The sequence below is a fragment of the Paraburkholderia sp. BR10954 genome, from assembly GCF_040965775.1.
Taxonomy (GTDB): domain Bacteria; phylum Pseudomonadota; class Gammaproteobacteria; order Burkholderiales; family Burkholderiaceae; genus Paraburkholderia; species Paraburkholderia youngii.
In genome coordinates this window covers 342,392-363,650 of the sequence record NZ_JBFRCK010000001.1, presented here as the reverse complement: position 1 = coordinate 363,650, position 21,259 = coordinate 342,392, and the positions used below count along the sequence as shown (strand labels likewise).

General features: G+C 60.0%; 20 protein-coding genes and 3 pseudogenes. 8 read left to right on the top strand and 15 right to left on the bottom strand.

All coding sequences use genetic code 11. The features are described from left to right. The first annotated feature begins 43 nt into the window (after nt 1-43). A complete protein-coding gene (locus tag AB4Y34_RS01645) occupies nt 44-955 on the top strand; it encodes a LysR family transcriptional regulator (RefSeq protein ID WP_368715039.1) in 912 nt (303 codons plus the stop codon). A 412-nt stretch (nt 956-1,367) separates the two neighbouring features. Here AB4Y34_RS01645 and AB4Y34_RS01640 read toward each other — a convergent pair whose 3' ends face one another. The 4 genes from AB4Y34_RS01640 to AB4Y34_RS01625 all read right to left on the bottom strand — a co-directional run bounded on the left by AB4Y34_RS01640 (nt 1,368) and on the right by AB4Y34_RS01625 (nt 3,982). Continuing rightward, nucleotides 1,368-2,342, bottom strand: coding sequence for an alpha/beta fold hydrolase (locus tag AB4Y34_RS01640; protein WP_368715038.1), 975 nt, complete (start codon nt 2,340-2,342; stop codon nt 1,368-1,370). 115 nt (nt 2,343-2,457) lie between these two features. After that, nucleotides 2,458-2,796: a muconolactone Delta-isomerase family protein gene (locus AB4Y34_RS01635; RefSeq protein WP_176386092.1), complete on the bottom strand. Its 339-nt coding sequence runs from the start codon at nt 2,794-2,796 to the stop codon at nt 2,458-2,460. A gap of 157 nt (nt 2,797-2,953) precedes the next feature. Continuing rightward, nucleotides 2,954-3,292 carry a hypothetical protein gene (locus tag AB4Y34_RS01630; RefSeq protein ID WP_368715037.1) on the bottom strand — a complete coding sequence of 113 codons (339 nt, stop codon included), beginning with the start codon at nt 3,290-3,292 and terminating at the stop codon, nt 2,954-2,956. A gap of 135 nt (nt 3,293-3,427) precedes the next feature. Then, the gene (locus AB4Y34_RS01625; protein ID WP_368715036.1) at nt 3,428-3,982 is read right to left on the bottom strand and encodes a Tautomerase enzyme; all 555 of its coding nucleotides are present in this window, start codon (nt 3,980-3,982) and stop codon (nt 3,428-3,430) included. Between the two features lie 106 nt (nt 3,983-4,088). Between AB4Y34_RS01625 and AB4Y34_RS01620 the strand changes: the two genes are divergently transcribed. Continuing rightward, a complete protein-coding gene (locus AB4Y34_RS01620; RefSeq protein ID WP_368715035.1) occupies nt 4,089-5,123 on the top strand; it encodes a GlxA family transcriptional regulator in 1,035 nt (344 codons plus the stop codon). A 272-nt stretch (nt 5,124-5,395) separates the two neighbouring features. After that, on the top strand, nt 5,396-6,748 hold the full coding sequence (locus AB4Y34_RS01615; RefSeq protein ID WP_368715034.1) for an alpha/beta fold hydrolase: 1,353 nt from the start codon (nt 5,396-5,398) through the stop codon (nt 6,746-6,748). Between the two features lie 350 nt (nt 6,749-7,098). Here the strand turns inward: AB4Y34_RS01615 and AB4Y34_RS01610 are convergent, their stop codons facing one another. Beyond that, nucleotides 7,099-7,572 (bottom strand): DUF6130 family protein, encoded by a 474-nt coding sequence (locus AB4Y34_RS01610; protein WP_368715033.1) that lies wholly within the window; start codon nt 7,570-7,572, stop codon nt 7,099-7,101. 698 nt (nt 7,573-8,270) lie between these two features. Between AB4Y34_RS01610 and AB4Y34_RS01605 the strand changes: the two genes are divergently transcribed. After that, the gene (locus AB4Y34_RS01605) at nt 8,271-9,407 is read left to right on the top strand and encodes a diguanylate cyclase (protein WP_368715032.1); all 1,137 of its coding nucleotides are present in this window, start codon (nt 8,271-8,273) and stop codon (nt 9,405-9,407) included. A gap of 253 nt (nt 9,408-9,660) precedes the next feature. On the opposite strand, the gene AB4Y34_RS01600 is transcribed toward AB4Y34_RS01605, so the two are convergent. Further along, nucleotides 9,661-9,963, bottom strand: a complete 303-nt coding sequence (locus tag AB4Y34_RS01600; protein WP_368715031.1) for a hypothetical protein — start codon at nt 9,961-9,963, stop codon at nt 9,661-9,663. A gap of 55 nt (nt 9,964-10,018) precedes the next feature. Then, the gene (gene phaP, locus AB4Y34_RS01595) at nt 10,019-10,531 is read right to left on the bottom strand and encodes a TIGR01841 family phasin (RefSeq protein ID WP_368715030.1); all 513 of its coding nucleotides are present in this window, start codon (nt 10,529-10,531) and stop codon (nt 10,019-10,021) included. Nucleotides 10,532-10,897: 366 nt separating this feature from the next. Between phaP and AB4Y34_RS01590 the strand changes: the two genes are divergently transcribed. Continuing rightward, nucleotides 10,898-12,280, top strand: a complete 1,383-nt coding sequence (locus AB4Y34_RS01590) for a hypothetical protein (protein WP_368715029.1) — start codon at nt 10,898-10,900, stop codon at nt 12,278-12,280. Between the two features lie 156 nt (nt 12,281-12,436). On the opposite strand, the pseudogene AB4Y34_RS01585 reads toward AB4Y34_RS01590, so the two are convergent. Then, nucleotides 12,437-12,835, bottom strand: a pseudogene (locus AB4Y34_RS01585) (sigma-70 family RNA polymerase sigma factor); the annotation flags it as partial. Between the two features lie 3 nt (nt 12,836-12,838). Between AB4Y34_RS01585 and AB4Y34_RS01580 the strand changes: the two are divergent. Both AB4Y34_RS01580 and AB4Y34_RS01575 read left to right on the top strand, forming a co-directional pair. Further along, nucleotides 12,839-12,973: pseudogene (locus AB4Y34_RS01580) on the top strand (helix-turn-helix domain-containing protein); the annotation flags it as partial. A 263-nt stretch (nt 12,974-13,236) separates the two neighbouring features. Then, entirely contained in the window at nt 13,237-14,427 is a 1,191-nt protein-coding gene (locus AB4Y34_RS01575; RefSeq protein WP_368715028.1) for a sigma-70 family RNA polymerase sigma factor, read from the top strand. Between the two features lie 686 nt (nt 14,428-15,113). Here the strand turns inward: AB4Y34_RS01575 and AB4Y34_RS01570 are convergent. The 6 genes and pseudogenes from AB4Y34_RS01570 to AB4Y34_RS01545 form a co-directional block, all read right to left on the bottom strand. Further along, nucleotides 15,114-16,162, bottom strand: a pseudogene (locus tag AB4Y34_RS01570) (transposase). Then, nucleotides 16,143-16,622 carry an alkaline phosphatase family protein gene (locus AB4Y34_RS01565; protein ID WP_368367216.1) on the bottom strand — a complete coding sequence of 160 codons (480 nt, stop codon included), beginning with the start codon at nt 16,620-16,622 and terminating at the stop codon, nt 16,143-16,145. The pseudogene AB4Y34_RS01570 and the gene AB4Y34_RS01565 overlap by 20 nt, the downstream one beginning before the upstream one ends. Before the next feature lie 148 nt (nt 16,623-16,770). Continuing rightward, nucleotides 16,771-17,046 (bottom strand): hypothetical protein, encoded by a 276-nt coding sequence (locus AB4Y34_RS01560; protein ID WP_176379554.1) that lies wholly within the window; start codon nt 17,044-17,046, stop codon nt 16,771-16,773. Nucleotides 17,047-17,058: 12 nt separating this feature from the next. After that, nucleotides 17,059-17,349, bottom strand: a complete 291-nt coding sequence (locus tag AB4Y34_RS01555; protein WP_368367210.1) for an alkaline phosphatase family protein — start codon at nt 17,347-17,349, stop codon at nt 17,059-17,061. 380 nt (nt 17,350-17,729) lie between these two features. Beyond that, entirely contained in the window at nt 17,730-18,074 is a 345-nt protein-coding gene (locus AB4Y34_RS01550) for a DoxX family protein (protein WP_176379553.1), read from the bottom strand. 2 nt (nt 18,075-18,076) lie between these two features. Next, the gene (locus AB4Y34_RS01545) at nt 18,077-19,000 is read right to left on the bottom strand and encodes an NAD-dependent epimerase/dehydratase family protein (RefSeq protein ID WP_368715027.1); all 924 of its coding nucleotides are present in this window, start codon (nt 18,998-19,000) and stop codon (nt 18,077-18,079) included. 130 nt (nt 19,001-19,130) lie between these two features. Here AB4Y34_RS01545 and AB4Y34_RS01540 point away from each other — a divergent pair, with 130 nt between their 5' ends. Then, nucleotides 19,131-19,736 carry a TetR/AcrR family transcriptional regulator gene (locus tag AB4Y34_RS01540; RefSeq protein WP_176379551.1) on the top strand — a complete coding sequence of 202 codons (606 nt, stop codon included), beginning with the start codon at nt 19,131-19,133 and terminating at the stop codon, nt 19,734-19,736. 489 nt (nt 19,737-20,225) lie between these two features. Here the strand turns inward: AB4Y34_RS01540 and AB4Y34_RS01535 are convergent, their stop codons facing one another. After that, on the bottom strand, nt 20,226-21,065 hold the full coding sequence (locus AB4Y34_RS01535) for an alpha/beta hydrolase (RefSeq protein WP_368715026.1): 840 nt from the start codon (nt 21,063-21,065) through the stop codon (nt 20,226-20,228). Nucleotides 21,066-21,259 lie beyond the last annotated feature (194 nt).

Here is a 21,259-nt window from a genome sequence, read left to right as displayed (position 1 = left end):
TGCGGTCTAATGGCGTCTTCCCCATATAACGGAGACGCCGATCATGGACCGCATCGCAGCGATGAACGCCTTCGTCCGTGTGGTGGAAGCCGGCACGTTCACGAAGGCAGCGGAAACACTCGACATGCCGAATGCGTCGCTGACGCGGCTCATCCAGAAGCTGGAAGAAGAACTGAAGGTCCGTCTGCTGCACCGGACGACGCGCTCGGTCACGGTCACCCCGGAAGGCGCGATCTACTACGAGCGCGTCGTGCGCCTGCTTGCGGAACTCGCGGATATCGAATCGTCGACCACGCATGCGCGGATGAAACCGTCGGGCCGACTGCGTGTCGAGGCTGCGACTGCAATCGGCGCGCTCGTGGTGATCCCCGCTCTCGACGACTTTTACCGCACCTATCCCGAGATCGGAATCGAACTCGAAGTGGGCAATGAACGCGCCGATCTGATCGCCGAAGGCTTCGACTGTGCGATCCGCGCCGGCACGGTCGACGAGCAGTCCATGGTCGCCCGGCAGATCGGCAGTTTCGGTTTCACTACATGCGCGACGCCCGCGCTGCTCGACGCGCGCGGCGCTCCGACATCACCGGACGAGTTACGCAATCTGCCGACGATCGGCATGATTCCGTCCAGCGCAGGCTACCCGCCGTCGTTCCCATTTTTGTATGACGACCGGAAAGAGGGACTCGACTTGAGTCATCGGCTCGTCGTCAACGATACGAATGCCTATCTCGCGGCTGGGCTCGCCAGTCTCGGCGTCATCCAGGCGCCGACCTACTCGGTGCGCGACGCGATCGTCGCAGGCAGACTCATGCCGCTCCTCGTGGATTGGCGGCAACCAATTATCCCCGTGCATGTGATCTACGCACCCAACCGTTATCTGAGCGCGAAAGTGCGCGTCTTCATCGACTGGCTCGTGGAACTATTCGAACGGGACGAACATTTGCGCCGTCGGTGAGGTGACAGGGATGCGCGGGCGCGAAATCGGCGAGGCTTCACCCTTCACGCTCGCTCGGGCGTGGTGATCACGCCAACGCAGGGCCAAAGCGCAAGCCGTTTCTAGCAGCAACAAACCCGGTGTCAGGCTCATCCACTGCGCGCGCAATGCGCTCGTCCATGCCTTCGCTGAGGGATTCAAGGCCTGGCATATGCCGCTTTCGGTGGCTTCAATCTTTCGTTGTCTATGAAGAGGCTCAAGCGCGGGCAGCGCGCTTTCCGATCGAGCGTGAAAAAGCCCGGACGTCAGCGGGCATGTCGGACACTTCGCGGAACGCGGTCTGGATCATCTTTTCGGATTCCGCGACCGAAAGCACGGCAAACGAGGCCATCGCGGTGTCAGAAACCGCGTGTGCATCACCCGCGCATTCGCGCTAGTCACTGACAGGATTGCCGCCCGCGCTGAACGCAGCCCGAACTTCGTTCACCGTCTGTTCAGGCGCTTGCAGATGCGGAAAATGGCCGAGTTTAGGGAGAATCGAAAGCTTCACGCCGTTACGATTCGCGTACTCAACGCCCATTTCCTTCCTGATATAGATATCCTGCTCACCCCACACCACCTTCACGGGGATCTTCAGGGTTGCCATATTGGCTTCGAAGTAGTCCTGGTCGCGGGTGAAGTGAGAGTAGTAATGAAAAAAGGCATCTGCCGAAGTGACATCACCGCCCCACCCTTTCGCCATATCGTCCCTGAACTCCTGGGACAACGGGTAGCGCTCCCCCTCCGACAAGCCGCGGAAGAACGTGTTTGCCAGGATTTCGTCACGGTTCCTGTTCATCGCAGCCCGCACGACGTCGGACGAAGGCTTTGACTTCAAGCCCTGCAGGCTTTCGTACATGTACTGTGGGCGGTTGAACGGGGCAAAGTCGCCAACGATGATCTCCCTTGCGATATCCGGTTGCTCCAATGCCGCCAGCAGCGCAGGCAGGGCCCCGATATCGGTCGCATAAATCACGAGCTTCGAACTGTCGATGCCGGACGTGCGGATATAGTCAGCCAGCACACGCGCATAATCCTTCGGCGCGTACCCGAAGCGATCAGCGGCTGGACGCGAAGACTGCCCGTAGCCAGGCCAGTCAAAAGCATGCACCTCGTAGTCGCTCGACAGGGATTCGGCGATCGGCTTCCACGCATACATCGTCTCCGGGAAACCGTGCAGGAACAGTACCGTACCCCTGGATTGCGCGGGCCGATAGATCATATGACGCAGCTTGATGTCAGGATCGACCTGCAACTCGCCGACTTCAACTTTCGGCGCCGACGAGGATGATGCCGGCACTATCTGGCATGCGGAAACGCCCACAGCTACTATGGGGAAGACCGTCGCCTTCGTTACTAGTTTGAACATGATCGTCACTCTCGTTTAGTGCGAAATTGCGTCAGCTGAATGCGCTTCGTTGCTTCGGAATTCCTTGGGGCGCCCCAAAGCGGCGGCGCAGCAGCCCGGTACGCTCCAGCGCTTACTACTGGGGCGAAGGCGGATTCAAAAGCTTGCCCAACGGCTTCAGTGGACCCATTGGGAGCATCGAGAATGTCATCAAATGCGCTTTCCCCAATGGAAGTGCCTCGAGCATTTCATGTGCTTGACTCACGTCGGTAACGTTCAAAATGAACGCCACCCCAGCCCGGTCTTGCAGTGAATACCACTGATCAATCTTGCCCTCGAGGTAGAGTTGCGCCGTCTCGCGAGCTTCGGACGGAAGAATGTCTTGGACAAGCTGCATGTCCGTGCCCGGCGGAAAAGTACCAATCGCCAATATCTTCGTGGTCGGCGTGGCTGGCATCGGAGTGGTGTGGGCCATGGAAACTCCAGCGGAAGCGATCAGCACAGTGGCTGTCGTCAAGTTAAGAAGAAGCCGTTTCATCGCACGGCCTCGAACACCGTCGGTGAGTGCGGTTTCAGCCGTTCGATCACACCGGTCGTGCGATAGCGTTCGCGTACGCCATCAGGAGCATCTGTCATCGAGAAGTCGCTCCGGTGCAACCGTCCTCGCGTGAGGCCGGGCCCGATACCGTATTGAGTGCCGCTGCTTCAGGTCCGCTCAGATAGCGATCCCGGAAGCGCTCATCGACCCGCTCCCACATCAGTTTCGAAAACAGCAGCACCGCATTGAGCGGGCGATGACTAATGACCACGGACTCCGTCTCGCCGTGCTCGTTCATGTGCGCGACGACCACCGTCTCGATCGGCATGCCCTGGATCTGCGAGCGATAGGACTCCATATACAAGCCATCGCCAATCGCGCCCTTATAGCTGTGGTGTTGAAATTCATAGAGCGAGACCGCGTGTTTGATCACGGAGAGAATATCGGCTCGTCCCTTCGACTGGACGCTTCAGCACGGAGGCCTCGAGCGTCGCGTTTCCAGCGAGATTCGTCAGCCAGAGCGGCGGACCGCCTGCGGGTGCCATTACGGGGGCTGTATCGTTGAATTTCATGCTGGGCGCTCCAGGGATGATTTGCTCGCGACGCCTGCGCTCGTGGCATCGAGCGCTGCTTCGAGCGTGATGTGCGCTTTTTCGAGCCGGCGTCGCGCAAGCCGGGCAACGCCTGCGTCGCGCTCCGACTCGCCCGCCAGCAGCGCATGAATATCGGGCAGCATCCAGATCGCGCCGCGCGTGCCCCAGGCGCCATCGGGTATCTCGGTTGGGAAGACCCAGACGCGCGGCGCGACGTCATCGAACGGCCTGTTCTCCGCGCGCGCCACCGCTTCCGTGACCTGTCTGACGAGCCAGCGACGCGATTCGTCGGTGTATTGCCCCTCGGGTACGGACGGGATGATCCGGTAGCGGATCGTGTTCGTGCGTTCACCGCCGACGTAGATCGCAGCAGGCCGATGAAGATGGAATACAGTGACACGCTGTGCGATCTGACTGGCGGGATCGTACCCCTCGGCCCTGATGAGAATGTCGGTCAGTTCCCTGACGAGGCGCGCTTCGGCCTCGGGCGTCAAGGCGTCCTCGGGCCACAGTGCATCGATCATTGGCATGGTGCTGCTCCTGCGTTCAGTTCATGGGATGTGGCCATGATCGGAGTTTACCGGTTCGCCCAAAAGTGGCAGTATCGCCATTATTCGAGGAATTTCAGACACGCGTATGGCTATCGTCCGCATCTGGGTCTATGACGGCATCCTCGCGTCCGGCGTCGCGGGGCCTGTTGACGTCTTCAGCGCCGCTAATCAGTTCCATGCGCGCAGGACTGCAGCGGGCATGACATCCGCGCCCATGTTCGTATGGCGCGTGGAATCGCTCGACGGTCATCCCGTCAGGTCTGCGTCGGGTCAGACCATTCACGTCGACGGAAAGATCGACCCGCGCAAACGGGCGGACGCGGTCTTGCTGACGGCACCGTTTTTCTCGAACATCGACGAGTTCATCGGGCGCCGCGAGCAGTTGAACGAACTGTCTTCCGCGCTGCGGCGCCAACGCAAGGCAGGCGCTGTCCTGGCGGCTTATTGCACGGCGAATTACCTGCTCGCCGAGGCCGGCCTGCTGGATGGCCGCGCCGCAACGACGCACTGGGCGAGAGCGTCGGACTTTGCGCGCCGCTATCCGCGCGTCGAAGTTCGCGCAAACGAACTGCTGATCGCGCAAGACGGCATCATCTCGGGAGGCTCCGTGACCTCGTATCTGAATCTCGCGGTGCGGCTCGTCGAAACATTCGCCGGCGAAGAACTCGCTACGATGACCGCGAAGGCGCTGTTGATCGACACGAACCGGACGTCGCAGGCTTCCTTCGCAACGCTTCTCGACGAACATGGGCATACCGACACGCTCGTCGCGCGCGCCCAGCAGCAGATGGAGGCTACACTGCAGCAGGGATTCCGGTTGAGCGATCTGGCGGCATCGCTTGCTGTCAGCGAACGCACGCTCAATCGCCGTTTCAAGGAAGCCGTCGGGCTGGCACCGTTGACGTATTTGCAAAACCTGCGCATCGAGGTCGCGAAACGCCTGCTGGAAACGCGCCCAATTGGACTCGAGGCCGTAAGCCAACGTGTCGGTTATGGCGATATCAGCACATTTCGACAATTGTTCAAGCGCAAGACTGGATTGTCCCCGAGTGAATATCGAATGAGGTCTTCGCGTGGCGTGAAGAACATCGAAGCCGAGCCGGACAGCAAAAGCGACTGAGACGTCACGACGTTACGCCATCCCAGTGGTCACTCCCTTCCCTCTCTCGCCCCCCATCTCCGTTTTGTACCCGAGAGTATCTGCAAACAGACTGGATACGCGCGCTTACACACATCCAGCTCCCGGGACACAAACGGGATACGTTCATCCGGTCAAATACGCGATCGCGAACCGGGCGCCGGGACGCAAACCCACGGGCACGTATGACTTCGTGAAGCTGTACGTCGCAGACTTCACTCGTAACACACTGATCAAGGCAGGAGATCGATTCCATGTCAAAAGACACCCCACAATCCGCATCGCGTCGACACTTCGTCGGTGTGGCCGCCGCGGCGCTCGCCGCAGGCTCGCTGAGCCGCCTCGCATTCGCAGATACGAACCCGGAAGTCGGCAAAATCGTGGAACCCGCGAACGGCGACAGGTCCGCAATTCGTCCGCTCCACGTTCATGTTCCCGACTCGCAGCTCGTCGACATGCGGCGTCGCATCACGGCCACGCGCTGGCCGGATCGCGAGACGGTGTCCGACGAATCGCAGGGTATTCAGCTCGCCACCATTCAGGGGCTCGCGCAATACTGGGCGACCGGCTATGACTGGCGCAAATGCGAGGCGCGGCTGAATTCGTATCCGCAGTTTGTCACCGAGATCGATGGACTCGATATCCATTTCATCCATGTGCGATCGAAGCACGACAACGCGATGCCATTGATCGTGACGCACGGCTGGCCCGGCTCGGTGATCGAACAGTTCAAGATCATCGATCCGCTCGTCAATCCGACTGCGTATGGCGCGCCGGCTTCGGACGCCTTTCATCTCGTGATTCCATCATTGCCCGGTTATGGTTTTTCAGCGAGACCAACCACAACGGGCTGGGGTCCGGAGCGCACCGCCCGCGCGTGGGTCACGTTGATGAAGCGGCTCGGATATCAGCGTTTTGCATCGCAGGGCGGCGATCTCGGCGGCATCGTGACCAACATCATGGCTAAACAGGCGCCGCCCGAACTGATGGGGATTCACGTGAACTTCCCTGCTTCCGTTCCCGCAGAGGTTCTGAAGTCGCTGGCCGCGGGCGACGCGATGCCTGCCGGCTTATCGGACGAGGAGCAGCACGCGTATGAACAGTTGAGCGCCAACTTCAAGAAGAAGCGCGGCTACGCATTCGAAATGGGCACACGCCCACAGACGCTGTACGGACTCGCCGACTCGCCGGTCGCGCTGGCATCGTGGCTGCTCGATCATGGCGATGGTTACGGCCAGCCCGCTGCGGCGTTGAGCGCTGCCGTGCTCGGTCATCCCGTCAACGGTCATTCCGCAGGCGCGCTAACCCGTGACGATGTGCTCGACGACATCACACTCTATTGGCTCACCAATACGGGGGTTTCGGCGGCTCGCTTCTATTGGGAATCGCACGCGAACTTCTTCCTCGCGGCAGACGTCAATGTGCCCGCCGCTGTGAGCGCGTTTCCGGGAGAGAACTACCAGGCGCCGAAGAGTTGGACCGAAAAGGCATATCACAACCTGATTTACTTCAACAAGCCCGAAACGGGTGGGCATTTTGCGGCGTGGGAAGAACCGATGATTTTCGCGAACGAAGTGCGCACGGGGTTAAGGCCCTTGCGCGCGTAAATGCGAAGCGCTCCGGCACGCAAGTGTCGGAGCGCTCACGCTGCCGGGCAGATCGAACGCAGCAGTGATCAATCTCGGCCAGATCAGCTCGCGCGGCGGCGATGTGTTCCTGATTGCGCGAAACATTCGCGCGGATGGCCGCTGGACAGCGTCATGGTCCAGCGAGTGCAAAGCGGCCACAAACGGCCGCACGCATACGTTGACGGTTCGACATTCGGGCGCGCGCTCTGCCTTGTGACCGGCCGTCCCATGTCAAAGAAGAACACTCAGTCATCGGGTAGAACGCTCATAATTCACGATGCGTTGGACGTCATTCGCGAGGAACCAGCGAAGAGGGTCTTGACAGCCCTTCAGTGCGAATGAGGCGTGCCCTCGGGGACCGTGAACGTCACCGTCTGCCGGCACTCCGTACAATCAGCGAATACGTGGTGTTGAGCGTCGACCAACTCCACGAGCATCTTGTGTTGGCCGGGTGGCAGACCCGCGACGCTGATTGTATTGACATCATTCGCTTCTACCCAACCCCAAGGTAAATCGTCGATGTGTACGTGCAGATGCCCGATTCGTGGAGACACGTTAAGCGCGGCTGCCCCGAAGACCGGAACGATATGCACGTTCTCCACCCGATATTGGATCCAGACGATCCCGTGGGCCAGCCCTGCCGGAAGCGGCGTAGGATCCACGATCAGTTTGGGCTGGGGCTCGTTTTTGATGGCGACGTACGGTGAAGCGATCCCGACCTCCCCGGTGCTCTGGGCGAAGGCGTTCGTTGCGAGCACGGCACCAGCCGTAACTGCGGCAAGCGTTTTGATCAGCATGTTCATTTGCGTTCTCACTAGTGGATCCCCCAAGTAGAGAAAGTTCGAATAACTTAGCTTGGAATCGCTGGGCTGTGTCATGGCAGTTGGACAGATGTGACTTCCGAAGCTCTGGGACAGCGATGGCGTATTTGAGCGGATGAGCGTATCCCGCTGATGTCAGAAAGTCGGCTGTGTGTAAGCGGGCGTATCTGTGATCGGAGTAGATACGGTGGGATACAAAAAGGATGCGGTGCGGAACGGACGCCCGCGCTGAGAATCAGTCGGGGCTCAACGTGACGCCCGGTTGCCGGTCAGCGAAAAGACCATGAGCGAACGTCGGTTGAGCCTCTGACAACGGTCCCTTCCGAGAGGGTCACTCTAACGGCGGCCCAGAGGTCGTGCACAGCCGCTCGACGTCAACTGAAGCTGCCGCTCGCCCGGACCGGCCGATACCGTCGTCAGCTGAGGACCCCATACCGGCCGCTGATACTTTGAGGGACCAACGACCGCTTTGGCCGAGTCGAAAGCGTAGGCTGTCCGGCAGCTTTCCGGACGGAAGCGGTCTTTGGGATGTTGTCCTGCAGCAGCGACGCGGGCGTACATCTTTTCTTGTCAGCACACTCCTACGGCCACAAATATTTCGTATGTAGAACATTCACGGCGATTGCATAAATTATCTTAAGATAGAGTCCAACGGCGGGTCTCAGTCGTGGAGACCCCAAGTGAACAAATACGAAGTTTTGCCGAGACGGCAGTTATTGGACTCTAGCGGGGTGGTTGGCATGGCCGAGGCGGATCTTCATTCTTGGGGCGAGCAAGCGATGTTGGGTGTGTTTCCGAAGAACCCCGAGAAGGAACAAGCGATATTGCGCATGATTTTTGGAACTGTGGTTCTGCTCGCGTACTTGGCTTTCACCTTGATTTGTCATTCGACAGTCGCCTACTCAACGATGGTGACGGTCGCGATTTACGTCGCGTTCGGTATCGTGACGTACGTCGCCACGAAGGTCGGACCAGCGCGCTCACACCTCAGATTAACTCTCACCACGGTTGTCGACCAGGCAACGGTGACGACAGCTCTGGCAATTGGCGGCAGGGCCGCGCTTCCGCTGCTCTGGGTGGTTTTTTGGTTACTGGTGGGTGCCGGCTGCCGTTACGGCCGACGAATGCTGGCGCTGTCATGTGCGGTGGCGCTCGCTGGATTCGTAAGCCTGATGTATTGGCAACCGTGGTGGCGAACAAACATCGAGGCCGGACTGGGTTTGACGTTTAGCGTTGCAGCAATATCCCTCTACCTGGCGGTGCTGGTGTATCGACTCGAAAAGCGGGCTGCGACTGACCCCCTGACGGGGCTAAGCAATCGCCTCCGACTTGAGCAGGTGATTGGGCGAACGCTGACCGGTCGCGGTACCGAAGTCGGTCAGACTGCCTTGTTCCTGATAGACCTGGACGGTTTCAAAGAAGTGAACGACGCACACGGACATGCGGTAGGTGACGAATTGCTGCGGAGTTTTGCCATGGCCCTGGTAAGCCGGATGCGCCGCGGTGACACGCTCGCACGATTGGGCGGAGATGAATTCGTAGTCCTTGCACACCGCGTATACGACCAGGAAGGCGCGCTCAGAATTGCCGATAGTATTCACGTCATCCTAAGCAACGTGCGAACCGCTGGCGGACATCCGACTGCCGTTTCGGCCAGCATTGGAGTGTGCATGCTGCTGACGGAAGGCACCGGAGGCAGTTCTCTCGACGCCCAAACATTGATGCGTGCCGCGGATAGCGCAATGTACCGGGCGAAAACGCGGGGTAAGGGGCAGACAGAGTTTGCCGACGCAACCGACATTCAGCCGCTATGCTGAGCGACCGCTTCGGGCAATTCCCAAGGGCCGATGACGGTCCAAGAATATGAGTTCGGTGAAGCTAACGCGGGTCTCCGTCAACCTGAATCCCACTGGAAAGTGTATCTGCCGGTGAGCAATTTGGTACGTCCGGGCGTTGTTTAGCCTCGCACTGGTTGGCGTCTACGTCATCTAAATGGTGGTGACTTGTCGTGCATCGGAACAACCGCTCCAGGGAAGGCATCGAACGGAGGCGCTGGTTGCCATGTCCCTTTCATGAACGGGCCTGCCAACCAATCTTGCGACCATTACCCTCCAACTGGCGATTGGTCTGGCGCTTCTTGTCGGCGGGGCTAAAGGACTTATTCGCGGTGTTGAAGGCAGTCGCACCGCTGATCACGATGGTTTCTGCTCGACAGGTTTCAGGTTCATCGTCCAGGTTTCCATTAGAGCGGCCGATGCGTTCGGCTCTCGACGCGACGTACCGATGCACACGTAAAGGCACAAATGATTCGCGCACGCCGGCCGCGGCGCGCGCCCGCGCCGCTCTTTCGTCTGATCCGACTTCCCCGGCCAAGCGAGGGTGGCCGCGCGTACTGCTCCGCGTCGGGCCCGCACTACTTTGACGCGCCCTATCCATCTGCCCTACCGCGCCGCCGCGCAGGAGTTTCGTCCTCGGGTTGCGAGATAATCTGCGCCGTTTCCTGCATGCTGTGCGTCGCGGGCCCCTGGTCTCCCATGAGAATCGAGGACCCGAACCCGACGGTCGTGTCTTCGAGCACACCTGTCATCACGAGGAAGCCCCGGTTCACGCGTTGCTCGGTGTCATTCACGACATCCGCAAACGAGTCCAGCAGGATTTCGCTCGCATGGCGCCAGTAGGCAGCCGCTTTCGCCGACCCGGCAAGGACATAGCTCGCCTGCAGCCGCCACGCGCCCAGCGGCGATCTTTCTTCAAGCGCCTTCGATGTGACCGCAAATTGTTCGTCAATTGAAGTCTTTACTGCCGTGCGGTTCAGTTCGAACAACCTTTCCGCCACATCGACAAAAAGATTAACTGCCGCGCGACCCTCGGCACTGCCCACCGCAGCCCGTTCGGTCTCGCCTCCATTACCCGGAAGTACCAGAAGCGTTTCGCTCGCCATAACTGTCTCCTCGATTGGGACGATCTGCAGGTACCGGTCGCAAAGGACCGGCGCGAAAATGATGCAGCCTAGCCCGCCGCAAAGACCGTTCCCGCCGACCGGTGCTCGAGCTGTTTCGCACGAAAATGCGCTGGCGTGCGTCGAGCAGAAACGAGGGGTAGCCGGCATCAGTCACATCCGCGAACACAATATCGGCGTCGCATGACAAGCCGCGGCCAATGATAGATTCGGGCTCTTCATCATTCGTGCGCCGCGTGGGGGTATTTCTCGCTAGATGTACAGGCTAACGCATCGGATGTTCGAAATTTACCCTCGTCTATAATTCACGAGCCAGAACATCACATTGATCGCACGGAGCCCTATTTTATGAGTCAACCCCGCGGACGACATGCGGGACCTCGGGACAGCGGCCAGCGCCAACCTCGTCACGTGAAAAAGTCACCGCCCAACAGGCAGGGACAATCGTACGTGAAGGCACCGCCTCGAGACTCCACTCAGACTGCGTCGATTTTCAAAACACGATCATTTCAGTTTTTCGTCGATGCCGTGGGCGCAGAGAATATCGCGCTCGGACTCGACTCGAACATGACGCGAGTGGCCGAACTGATGAAGGGCGAAAGATTCACGCCCGAGACCGCTTTTCATATGGAAACCACGCTTGGGCTTCCGCACGGTTTCTTTGACCAGCCCCATCCTGCGCTCGCGCCCGAAACCATCGCCCGTCTGAAGTCACCGCTCGACTTTGTCAAATCAGACGACGAGCCCGAGGTTGAGTCTGAAACGCCCGTACCGGCTTCCGCCCCGAACGGCGGCCAACAACCCACGCTGGAAGATAACCTGTCCGAGGAAACGGAAATGCCAAAGAAAGCAACGGGCGGGTCGCCGGTGACCGTCAAAAAGAGTCGAAGCCAGATGGCCAGAACGACTGGCGCCCATGCACCAGGAAAAGCTTCATCTTCGAAGTCCAGGGCCTCTTCTGAAGCGACCCGGCAGCAGCCGCTGGCGTTAGACGACAGCGCTACGGTCGAAAACATTCGACGGCAGAACCTCCACGTCCTTACGGGTCGCAACGGATCCAAAGCACGACTTGGTGTGGTCCTATCCATGACCAAGTCAAACATGGCACATCGGCTATATGGCAAGAAGCGCATGGACGATGTCGAGGCGAACCGTTTCACGGAGCGACTTGGTTTGCCGACTGGCTGGTTGGACTCGCCGCGCTCGGAAGCGGAGATTCCCGAGTCGGTGTCACGGCTGCTCACTCCTGCTTCGCGCGGACGTGCGTCCGCGGATCAACACGAACCGATTGCGGCAACCGCGAACGACGATCCGTCAGGAAGACCCGTAAATTCGAACGTGCACACGCGGCGCGCGCGGACGGGCGTCCCGGTTGAGCCAGAAAGCGCCTCGCCTGCTTCAGCGGATGTCGGAGAAGCGGCAGAGGCAATCGTCGTCAGCCAGCAAGATCACATAGGCGGTGCCTCCGCCGAGGCCGCCGGTCGCTCCTCTGAAGCCAGTGATGGCAAGCTGCCGGCGGTCACACCGCCCACCGCTGAATTGCTTCCAGCCGCTGCAATCCCGCAGCAAAACCCCATGTCGCTCCCCACTTCCGTCACCAGCCTGGACAACCTTGCCGGTATCGCGCCAATCGCGGAAGCGTTGATCAAGACGCTGGCAGGTAAGGCACGCACGGGCCGATTGGACGAATTGAAGGCTCTGGAACTTCTGCAGCAGGCAATCCTGCTGTGAGTCGGCGGTAGCGTACGACGATCCGCTGTCCGATGAGGCGTGAAGCGCATTGAGCCGTCCGGGCCCGGTGCGCTCCACAACGGCCTATGCGCTCGACGATCGGGAGCGCCTGCCGTCCCTGAAACAGTGCAACCCGCTTATGCGTGGGTCGGCGCGTTATTGGTCGAGAAATGGCCGAAGCCTGGCGGCACGACTCGGGTGCATCAGTTTTCGTATTGCCTTGCTTTCGATCTGCGGGATGCGTTCGCGCGTCAGGTCGAACTGTTTGCCCAGTTCCTCGAGCGTATAGTCAGTCGATGTATCGATCCCGAAACGCATCCGCAACACCTTCGCTTCACGCGGCGACAATGCATCGAGCGCCTCATCGATTGCGACGCGCAGGTTCGCCTGCACGGCAGCATCTGCGGGCGATGCCGCCATCGGATCTTCGATCATATCGCCAAGTGTCGCGTCGGCATCCTCACCCACTGGCGTCTCGAGCGATACGGGTTGCCTCGCGACCTTCAACATGCCGCGAATCTTCTCTTCCGGCAGTTCCATGCGCTGCGCCAACGCGGGGCCGAGCGCGAGGAGATTTCACGCTCACTGGTAGCCGGGGACTCGATCCGTTCGGTGGCCAGCAGGCTTGGACGGGCACCGTCAACCATCAGCAGGGAAATCCGGCGAAATAGCGGATCTCCAGGCTATCGGGCAAACCATCCCGTTGCGACGCCTCGGGCCTGGTGTACGTCGGCGGCGCCAATGATGTTGACCAGCGCCGCAATATCCGAAGCGCATCCTCCGATTCAACGTGCCGCCGAATCGTCTGGCAAACCGTACGAGTCCAGTAAGTCGACGCCCAATCGCAAGACTTCGACGGGCGCTTCCAGGCGTTCCGTGAGACCTTTCTGGTATGCCTTGAAGGCAGGAAGCTCGGTGACGGCTGCCGAATCGTCAGCGGCGAGATTCACGAAGAGGTGAATGAATTCACGGCCGTTTCTGAACAGCGCATAGGCGGTGTGTTCGGGCGCCGCATTCCGGAGGCTATCGAACACAGCCCGCGACAGCGCTTCGTTTTCCGCGGTTTGTTCGGGTTTGATGGTGTAGCGCACCAGTGTCAGTCGTTGCATGATTTCTTCCTTTCACGGTTATCGGCGCCGGTGTGGTCCGATAACCGTAAAGACGACGGCGAAAAGCTAAAGGATGCGCGCGAAAAAAATATTTCTGGACCGCATCCTTTGGGTGAGCGGGAACGTCTATTCGATATCGGGGTGCAGGATCAACCGGAGGATTCGGCTTTGGATGCGAATGAACTCACTCAACTGATGGCGGCGATGCGCCCGCGTCTGCATCGGTATTGCACGCGCATGATGGGCTCGGCTTTCGATGGAGAAGACGTCGTTCAGGAGACGCTGTCCAATGCGGTCGCGGCCTGTTCGGCAGCCGGCGAGATTTTGCACCCGGAAAGCTGGTTGCTGGCCATTGCTCATCACGCGGCGCTGGATGCACTGCGCCGCCGCAAGCGACAAGGCCACCAGGAGTCCGACGAGGCGCTGGCGAATCTGACGGACCACGGCGCCCAGGCCGATGCGAGAGTGGCGGCGACCGCGAGTCTCGCGATGTTTCTGCATCTGTCCGTCGTTCAGCGCTCTTGCGTGGTGCTTGCGGATGTACTTGGCTATTCGCTGACGGAAACGGCAGCGATCCTGAGTGTCAGCGTTCCATCAGTCAAGGCCGCGCTGCACCGGGGGCGCGGTCGGCTCAGGGAACTGGTCGGCGTATCCGACGCCGCGCTACCGCGCCTCGCCGAAGCCGACCTCGAGCGGCTGCGCGCTTACGCCGAGCGTTTCAACGCTCGCGACTTCGACGCGTTACGCGATCTGCTCGCCGAAGAAGTCCGTCTCGACCTCGTGAGTCGAGCGCGTCTGGCGGGCCGCAAAGACGTCTCGGTCTACTTCACGCGGTATGCGGAGTCGACCGGCTGTTCGCTGTCATTGGGCTGGGCCGAGCATCGCCCGGTGCTGCTGGCTACCGATCCGGTAGTGGCCGACGCGGGCGTGGCATATGTCATCCTGCTGAATTGGACCGACGACGACCGTATCATCGCGATCCGCGACTTCCGGTTCGCGCCTTACGTGATGGAAAGTCTCACGGTGCAGCGACTGTGATCGGCAAGGCGAGGCGGCGGCGCTAACACTGTTGCGATAGGTACGACTGTCCGGTGAGTGCCGCATTCTGAGCAGGAGATCCCGCTAAGATACATTCTTTCTTCAAGAGGTCCGGGGTCTGTACTTCATCTGCAACACTCCCGCTGCTTACGCAACTTCGATTGTGTTGCGTCGACCGGTTGAATCCGCAAAGTAAAGCGGACCTTTGAGCGTCCATCCGAACGTGCTGGCGAGTGGCCAGTAACGAGAGCACCGGTTCGACGAAAGTCCCGGGAGCGGCCGTTGAAATCGTCAAAGGCCGCTTTCGGTCGGCTTCTGGGAATGCGTACAGTCGTTAAGGGTTATTCGATGCCTGCCATCGCCCACAGGGATGTGATGACGCCTCTGCGCGGGTTGGCAGGCGTCGAATAAGCCTCGATGGAGGAAACCGCGGAGCGCGCCGATTCGATCGGAGCTTCGCGGCTATGGCGATTGATGGGCCAGGATGCTCAGCGGTGCCGGATCCGGCGCGTTCAGGCGGGATGCAGGACGGGCACTGACGCGATGACGAAGCGGTGCTGAGGTGCGATCGCGATGATGACGCGGGCACGCGAGGCAGGTCGCGAAGTGCTATGCGCGAGCGTCCGCTCGTGGGCCGCATTGACGCGAAGCCGACGTTCGACATGCAGATCGAGGAACCGCGGCGCTCATGTCTGCCCCCGTCGCATCGGTGGTGCCCGGATCGGGGCGCTGCGCGCGAGGATGTCGATGACGATCATTGGCGCGCCGCAGTGGTGGCAGATAAAGGTGGGCCGGCGTTCAATGAGAGCGTCGTCTGGTGACGGGCTGAGCGTGGGTGCAACATGCAGCAGTTCGCGCACCTTTGCCAGATTGGCTCGACGCACCGAGTTGGCAAGCAATCCATAGTGACGGATACGATGGAAGCCGCCGGGCAGGACATGGAGCAGGAAGCGGCGCATGAATTCGCCAGCTTCAAGAGTCATCGCCTTGTAGCGGGTACGCCCCTTGGCACGGTAGTCCTTCCTGCGGAACGTCACGCCGCGTTCATCGAAGGAAATGAGACGCTGGTTGGAGATGGCGACGCGGTGCGTGTAGCGTGAGAGGTACTCGAGCACGGCCTTTGGTCCGGCGAACGGGCGCTTGGCGTAGACCACCCATTCGCAGGTGTGTAGCGGTGCATGCCACCGGGCAAAGGTGGCTGAGTCCGCGAGCCCGGTGTACTCGCCGAAGAACTGCAATTGGCCATGCCGGTGGGCTACTTCGAGCGCGTCGAGGAAGCTGAGCCCCAGGTGTGCAGGACGAGCGTGGCCACGATCTGGGCGCCGAGGTGTCTGGGATCGGCGGCGATCGTGCGCAGCGTGTCGGCGGCGATGTCGAGCAGCAGGCCGTAGATGATCCGTTTGATATACCAGGCGATCGCACTGACGGGTGCGGGAGGCGTGAAGACGACGTGGAAGTATTCGATGGGTAGCAGATCGGCCTGGCGTGCCTCCAGCCAGCGGTGTGCGGCGCTGGCCTGGCACTTCGGGCAATGCCGGTCCCGGCACGAATCGAAGGACACCTCTGTCCTTGCGCAGCCTGAACAGCGCAGCACATGTCCGCCCAGTGCCGCCGTGCGGCACCGTTCGATGGCCGACATGACCTTCAGTTGCCCCGGGCTCAGCCGTATCGTGTTTCGCCATGCTGGCCCGCGGGCGCGGAATATGTCCGCGACCTCAAGCACGGGACGAGCCAGGGTTATAGTTGTTGAGCAGGTAGTAGTGCTTTGGCGCACAGTTCGGCTTCGGGCGATAGGAGAGTGACTTCAGGTAACGACGGATAGGACCGACGCCGGGCTGGCTCGGATCCGAACAGTCGCTGTAACTGCCACCTGAATACCCGTCCTGCGTGTACCAGTTGTTGGTGCCAGACACAGGGTTCGGATTTTCAATCTGATCCGATGGCGGCGTGGCAACGTGGCCGTTACCGTCCGTGTAGAAATACGCATCGGCGGCGCCAATCATGATGCTGTTCGCGCCTGTACCGCCCATCACCGGTTGATGGTAGTTGTCGCTCATCGAGTACTGTCGCGCCAACTGTGTGAAGTACGGCATGTCTCCGTTGTTCACGTTGTAAAACCCGAGCGCATTGGAACCTTCACCGGTCGTCTGGTCGTTGAACCGGCGTGGGTTGTGGCTTGCCGTTGCTACCAGCACCAATGGTGGTTTCGACCCACGCGAAAAGATTACCCAGACAGCCGCTCGGATTTTCCCGGCTCGCATGCGCGACATCGCAGTCCGACTGCTGCCACGCCTGATTGAAGCGATGCACGGGGCCACCCATATATGCGTCGTAAAGCGGCGGTTACAGCAGAAACGGGCCGTTGAGCAACGCGTTGTAGTTCGCCACGCGCGAGTCCTTTACATCTTTCGGTAGCCCAGATGCGCCGCTCAACAGTTGATCGATATCGGCTGGCTCGAGCGCGTCGCCCTCGACCCGAACAGCCGCATCCTGACTGGCGAATGGTGGCGGGCTTGCGTCGCTGGCAGCGGTAGGCGATCCGCCGGTGTTCGGAGCGGGTAGCGTCCCGTACGGCGTCTTGTCCGACGGCGCCAGCGAAAACCTTGCCGGTCCGATCAACTCCGCCTCGCACTATTGCGCTTTCTTGAAGTTAGGTCCCGGTGAGCCATCTGCATTGACGATCCCTTGCGAAAGCAGGTTCCACACCGACTGACCGTGCGCCGGCTGGTACGTGCCGAAAACGTGGTCGAAAGTTCGATTTTCGCCGACTATCACAATGACATGCTTGATTGGCGTTTGCGTTTCGCCCCCGTCATCGTCGCCCGCAGCGGTCACGCTCGCTGGCCAGCTGGAGAATGCCAGCGCAGTTGCGCCCGCGACAACCGCGAGGGAAATACGTAAGCATTCCTCAGCGTCCCACATAGCATCGCGCGAGGGATATGGCGAATGCTCACTGACATGCGTCTGACAGCGGCGAGGCGGCGTGCCAAGCTGATGTACGGATCTTTGTGGGTCAACAGGGGTAGCATTGGGGAACTGCGGCAGTAGAAAAATCCCTCAATAGCACGCAACGAGCGACATCGACCCTGAGCCGCATGGCGGAGGCCATAAGCGAGACCCAATTCGGCCGTTGACCTGCACGGCGCATGAGCGGCGACGTCTTAACGTTGACCCGCCATTGGGATTCAGGTACGTGCGAGGGAGACGGGCCATCCGTGTGCGTATTCCAAGTTAAGTGCAACACGGATTGCCCGAGCGGCCTGCTAGCGTCCCAGGCTAGCTCGCCTGACGGTGAGGAGACGTCAACCGCGGGCAGCCAAGGTGACCCCAATCAGAGTCGAAAAGACCAGCGCCGGCGCGAGATGTCGCAATGGCTCCCGATTTCGCACCAACGTGAAGAGCGCGCCGATCACGATCGCACCGGCCAACGTTAGGCCAAAGATTCTGGTTTGTTGTCCAAGAAGAAGTGCCGCACTGAGCATTTCGAGCGCGCCACACAGCAACTGAAACCATGCCGGATAGCCCCAGCGCGCGAAGTCGCGCTTCACCGCGTCGGGTCTTGCGAGATTGACCACGCCAGCAATCGCGAACAGAACCGCGACGATCATCGCGAGGGTTGATTCGAGAGACGCACTGTTCCACGCCATCGTCATGCTCCGTGAGTTTGCTGAAAGTGGTTTTGTGCAGAGAGGTCCGCAATCAGGCCGGGCCCATGGGGTTCCCACGCAAGAACTCGCCGGGCCAGCTGGCCGCTAACTGTCTGGTCGAGCGCCAGTGCGTCAGCGAACGATGCAAGCGATTTGCGAGCATCGTCGAGCGGCCAGAGTTCGACGCGATCGGCACCGACCGAGGCCCGAATCGCTTCACCCATTTCAGCAATGGCAACGGCCTCTTCCGCGACCACGTTGAAGATCTGTCCCGTGACTCGGCTGTCTCCGGTTGCCGCCTGCTCCACCGCGCACAGATAAGCTGTGGCGAGATCATCGACGTGAACGGCCGGCCAGTGATTGCCACCATCGCCGATGACCCTCACACTGCCAGTCTGACCGACCATCCCGGCAAGCATGCCGAAGATGCCGCCACCGTAGCCGTGCACCATCGCCGGCCGGAGAATCACCGCGGCAATCGAATGGCTCGCTGCTAGCGCCCGCACATGTTGCTCCACTGCGGGCCGCCAGGCGACGAGTGGTGTCGGGTTCAGCGCTGATGCTTCAGTCGCGGACTCTCCCGCCGTATTGCCGTAGACCCAGGTGCCCGACGTATAGACAAACGCCGCGCCCGGACGCAAATGCGAAAGCATCGCTACAACTGCGGCCTTATCAGCAGCAGCGGCGGACGCATCGTTGGTCGACGCGGCGTGCACCACGCCGTCAGCTGCACTGGCAACCACAGCGAAAGACTGTGGCTCACGCAGGTCGCCGGAATGCAGTTTCACGCCGAGACGTGCCAGCGCGCTGGCTGCCGCCGACCTGTCCTGGCGCACCAGCGCCGTCACCTGATGGCCGCGGCTGATTGCCCTGCGCGCGATCGCTTGCCCGATGTAGCCCGTGCCACCCGTAATGAACAGTTTCAAAGTGTTTTCCCCCAACGATTGCCTAGGAAGTTGAATAGCATCAAAACGAGACCACTCAGTCTCGTTTCGTTAAAGTTAAACGAGACTGACCAGTCTTGTCAACTGCTCGGCGATCTGGTATTTATTTCGTATGAACGCTTCCTCTTTTCCTGGCCTGAGCCCGCTGCAACGCCGCAAGCGGACTGCCATCCTCGACGGCGCGAAAACCGTTTTTTTAAGCCAGGGTTTCGGCCTGGCAACGATGGACGATGTCGCGGCGGCCGCTGGGGTCGGCAAACAGACGGTCTACCGCCACTTCAAGTCGAAGGAGGCGCTCTTCGTTGGTCTGGTGAGTTCGATGTGCACTCAGGTGGGCGGAGTTCTTGCCAGCGCTCAGAACGACCAATCCGATGGCGCACCCGAAGTCGAGTTGCGGGAGTTGGGATGGATGTTGGCACAAATCCTGATCACGCCGGACTATCTGCGGCTTTACCGGGCCATCGTTGCTGAGGCCGAGCGTCTTCCGGAACTCGGCCAGGTGTTTTACGAAAATGGGGCAAAGGTCGTGCGTGCCTTCGCCGCAAAAATTCTGCGAAAGCAGTTTGACGAATCGACTGCTGCATTGCGGGCTGCGACATTCGTTCAGCTGGTGCTAGGCGACGCGTATCTGGAACTGTCAATTGGCTACACCGTGCCCGATGTTGAAGCCCGCTTTGCGCTGCAGATTGACGAGGCGGTGACAGTTGCACTTCGCTAAGGAGCGCGCCGCATAAGAGGTCGAGCCTCGGCATGCAGAACGCAACGGCATAAAGCGCGGGAAGCAAGACACGCGTTTCCGAACGTACTCGCGCACCGATTGTCGTCTCCATCCTTTAACGCTGAGAACAAATTTCAAGATCGTGTCGCGCGGCGAGAGAAACGCTTGTTCGAAGACCATCAGAAGCGACGTAGGCTAACGCAACAAATGACCGTCGCCTGAGGTAGCAGCGACATTCGAGCGTCTGTCCGAGTGCGAAGATCAGCGGCTGAAAGTGGACGCCTTGAGGCACTACCACTGTCAATTTGCTCGCCGGAAACCGGCCACTGGGCGGGGGCTGACGAGACCTCGGCCATGCAAATTGGATAGACGCCTCGACCGGCGGCTCATGGCCGTTAGCGTCGACCGGTGTCAAGGACCTCTCAACCCCATTCCTCGCTTCCACCGAAGTGTGATCGCCAGCGAGCGACGAACACCGGCCTCCAAATTTCAGTTAGCGGCCGCAACAGATGCTCTAACTAGCCAATCGTTAATCGCGTCAAGGGCTGTCGACTCGACACCTAGAAAACCATGGGGTGCTTGCCCCCCGCATTCAGCATGCTTATCTCCACCGCCTTGGGTGCTCGATTCGGCGATGAAATCAAAACCGTTGTCTGTGGCCAGACTCTTGGCGGCCCAGAATGGTGACGCGACGCAGACATCGTGTTCGTTTGACACTACCAACACCCGAGCCGAACTCGCTGTCCAATGGATGCCTGAGAGACCCGGTTTTCCTCGGACCGCGACCGTAGCCGGAGACGTCAGCACAAAGGCATCTGCAAGGCGGGGATTTCGCCGTAGGGCGTTGCCAACGGTGATGGTTCCGCGGCTCGTTCCGATTAGCGCAACCTTCGCCTTCGGGTAGCGCCGATGCAATTCCGCGATTACCGCCGCAACGTCCTTGTGGGCGTCTTCACTTAGCCGAAAGTTATCGTCCATGCCGTCCGCATAATCTGATGGCGCGTCGAAAATTGCCGTAGCGTAGCCATGACTAAGCCAATACGGCGCGGTCCTGACGAGAAAATTTCCACGTTTCTTTGTCGGCCCGGAGTCGGAGAGGGCCACGTCACCGTCATCGCCAGCAAACAGCACAACCACCCACGGTACTGTTGCCGACGAAGCATCCACATAAACACTTTGCGTTACGTCGCCCCGAGTTGGCACCGAGATCAACTCCCCAGCATGGCCAGTTTGGGTGAATAATGCCAGAGCAGCTGCGAGCGAAAAGCAAGTCCCTATTCTTCGCACATTGGTGAGAATGCCGCACTCGATTTTATGCTTAGTTTGCATGGGCTGGTTTGTTGTTGGGTCGATTTGTCCTGCAGCAGACTTCTGCAATCTGTTCGGCGGCATTTGTCAACGCGCGGTAGTGCGCATCAGACAAGTGCAGGACGGCTCGCCGCCCCTTACTTTAACCTCTTCCGAGTCGCGCCAATCTCAATAAAACAGCAGTGATGACGCACTATTGAAGCTTCCTGACCAAG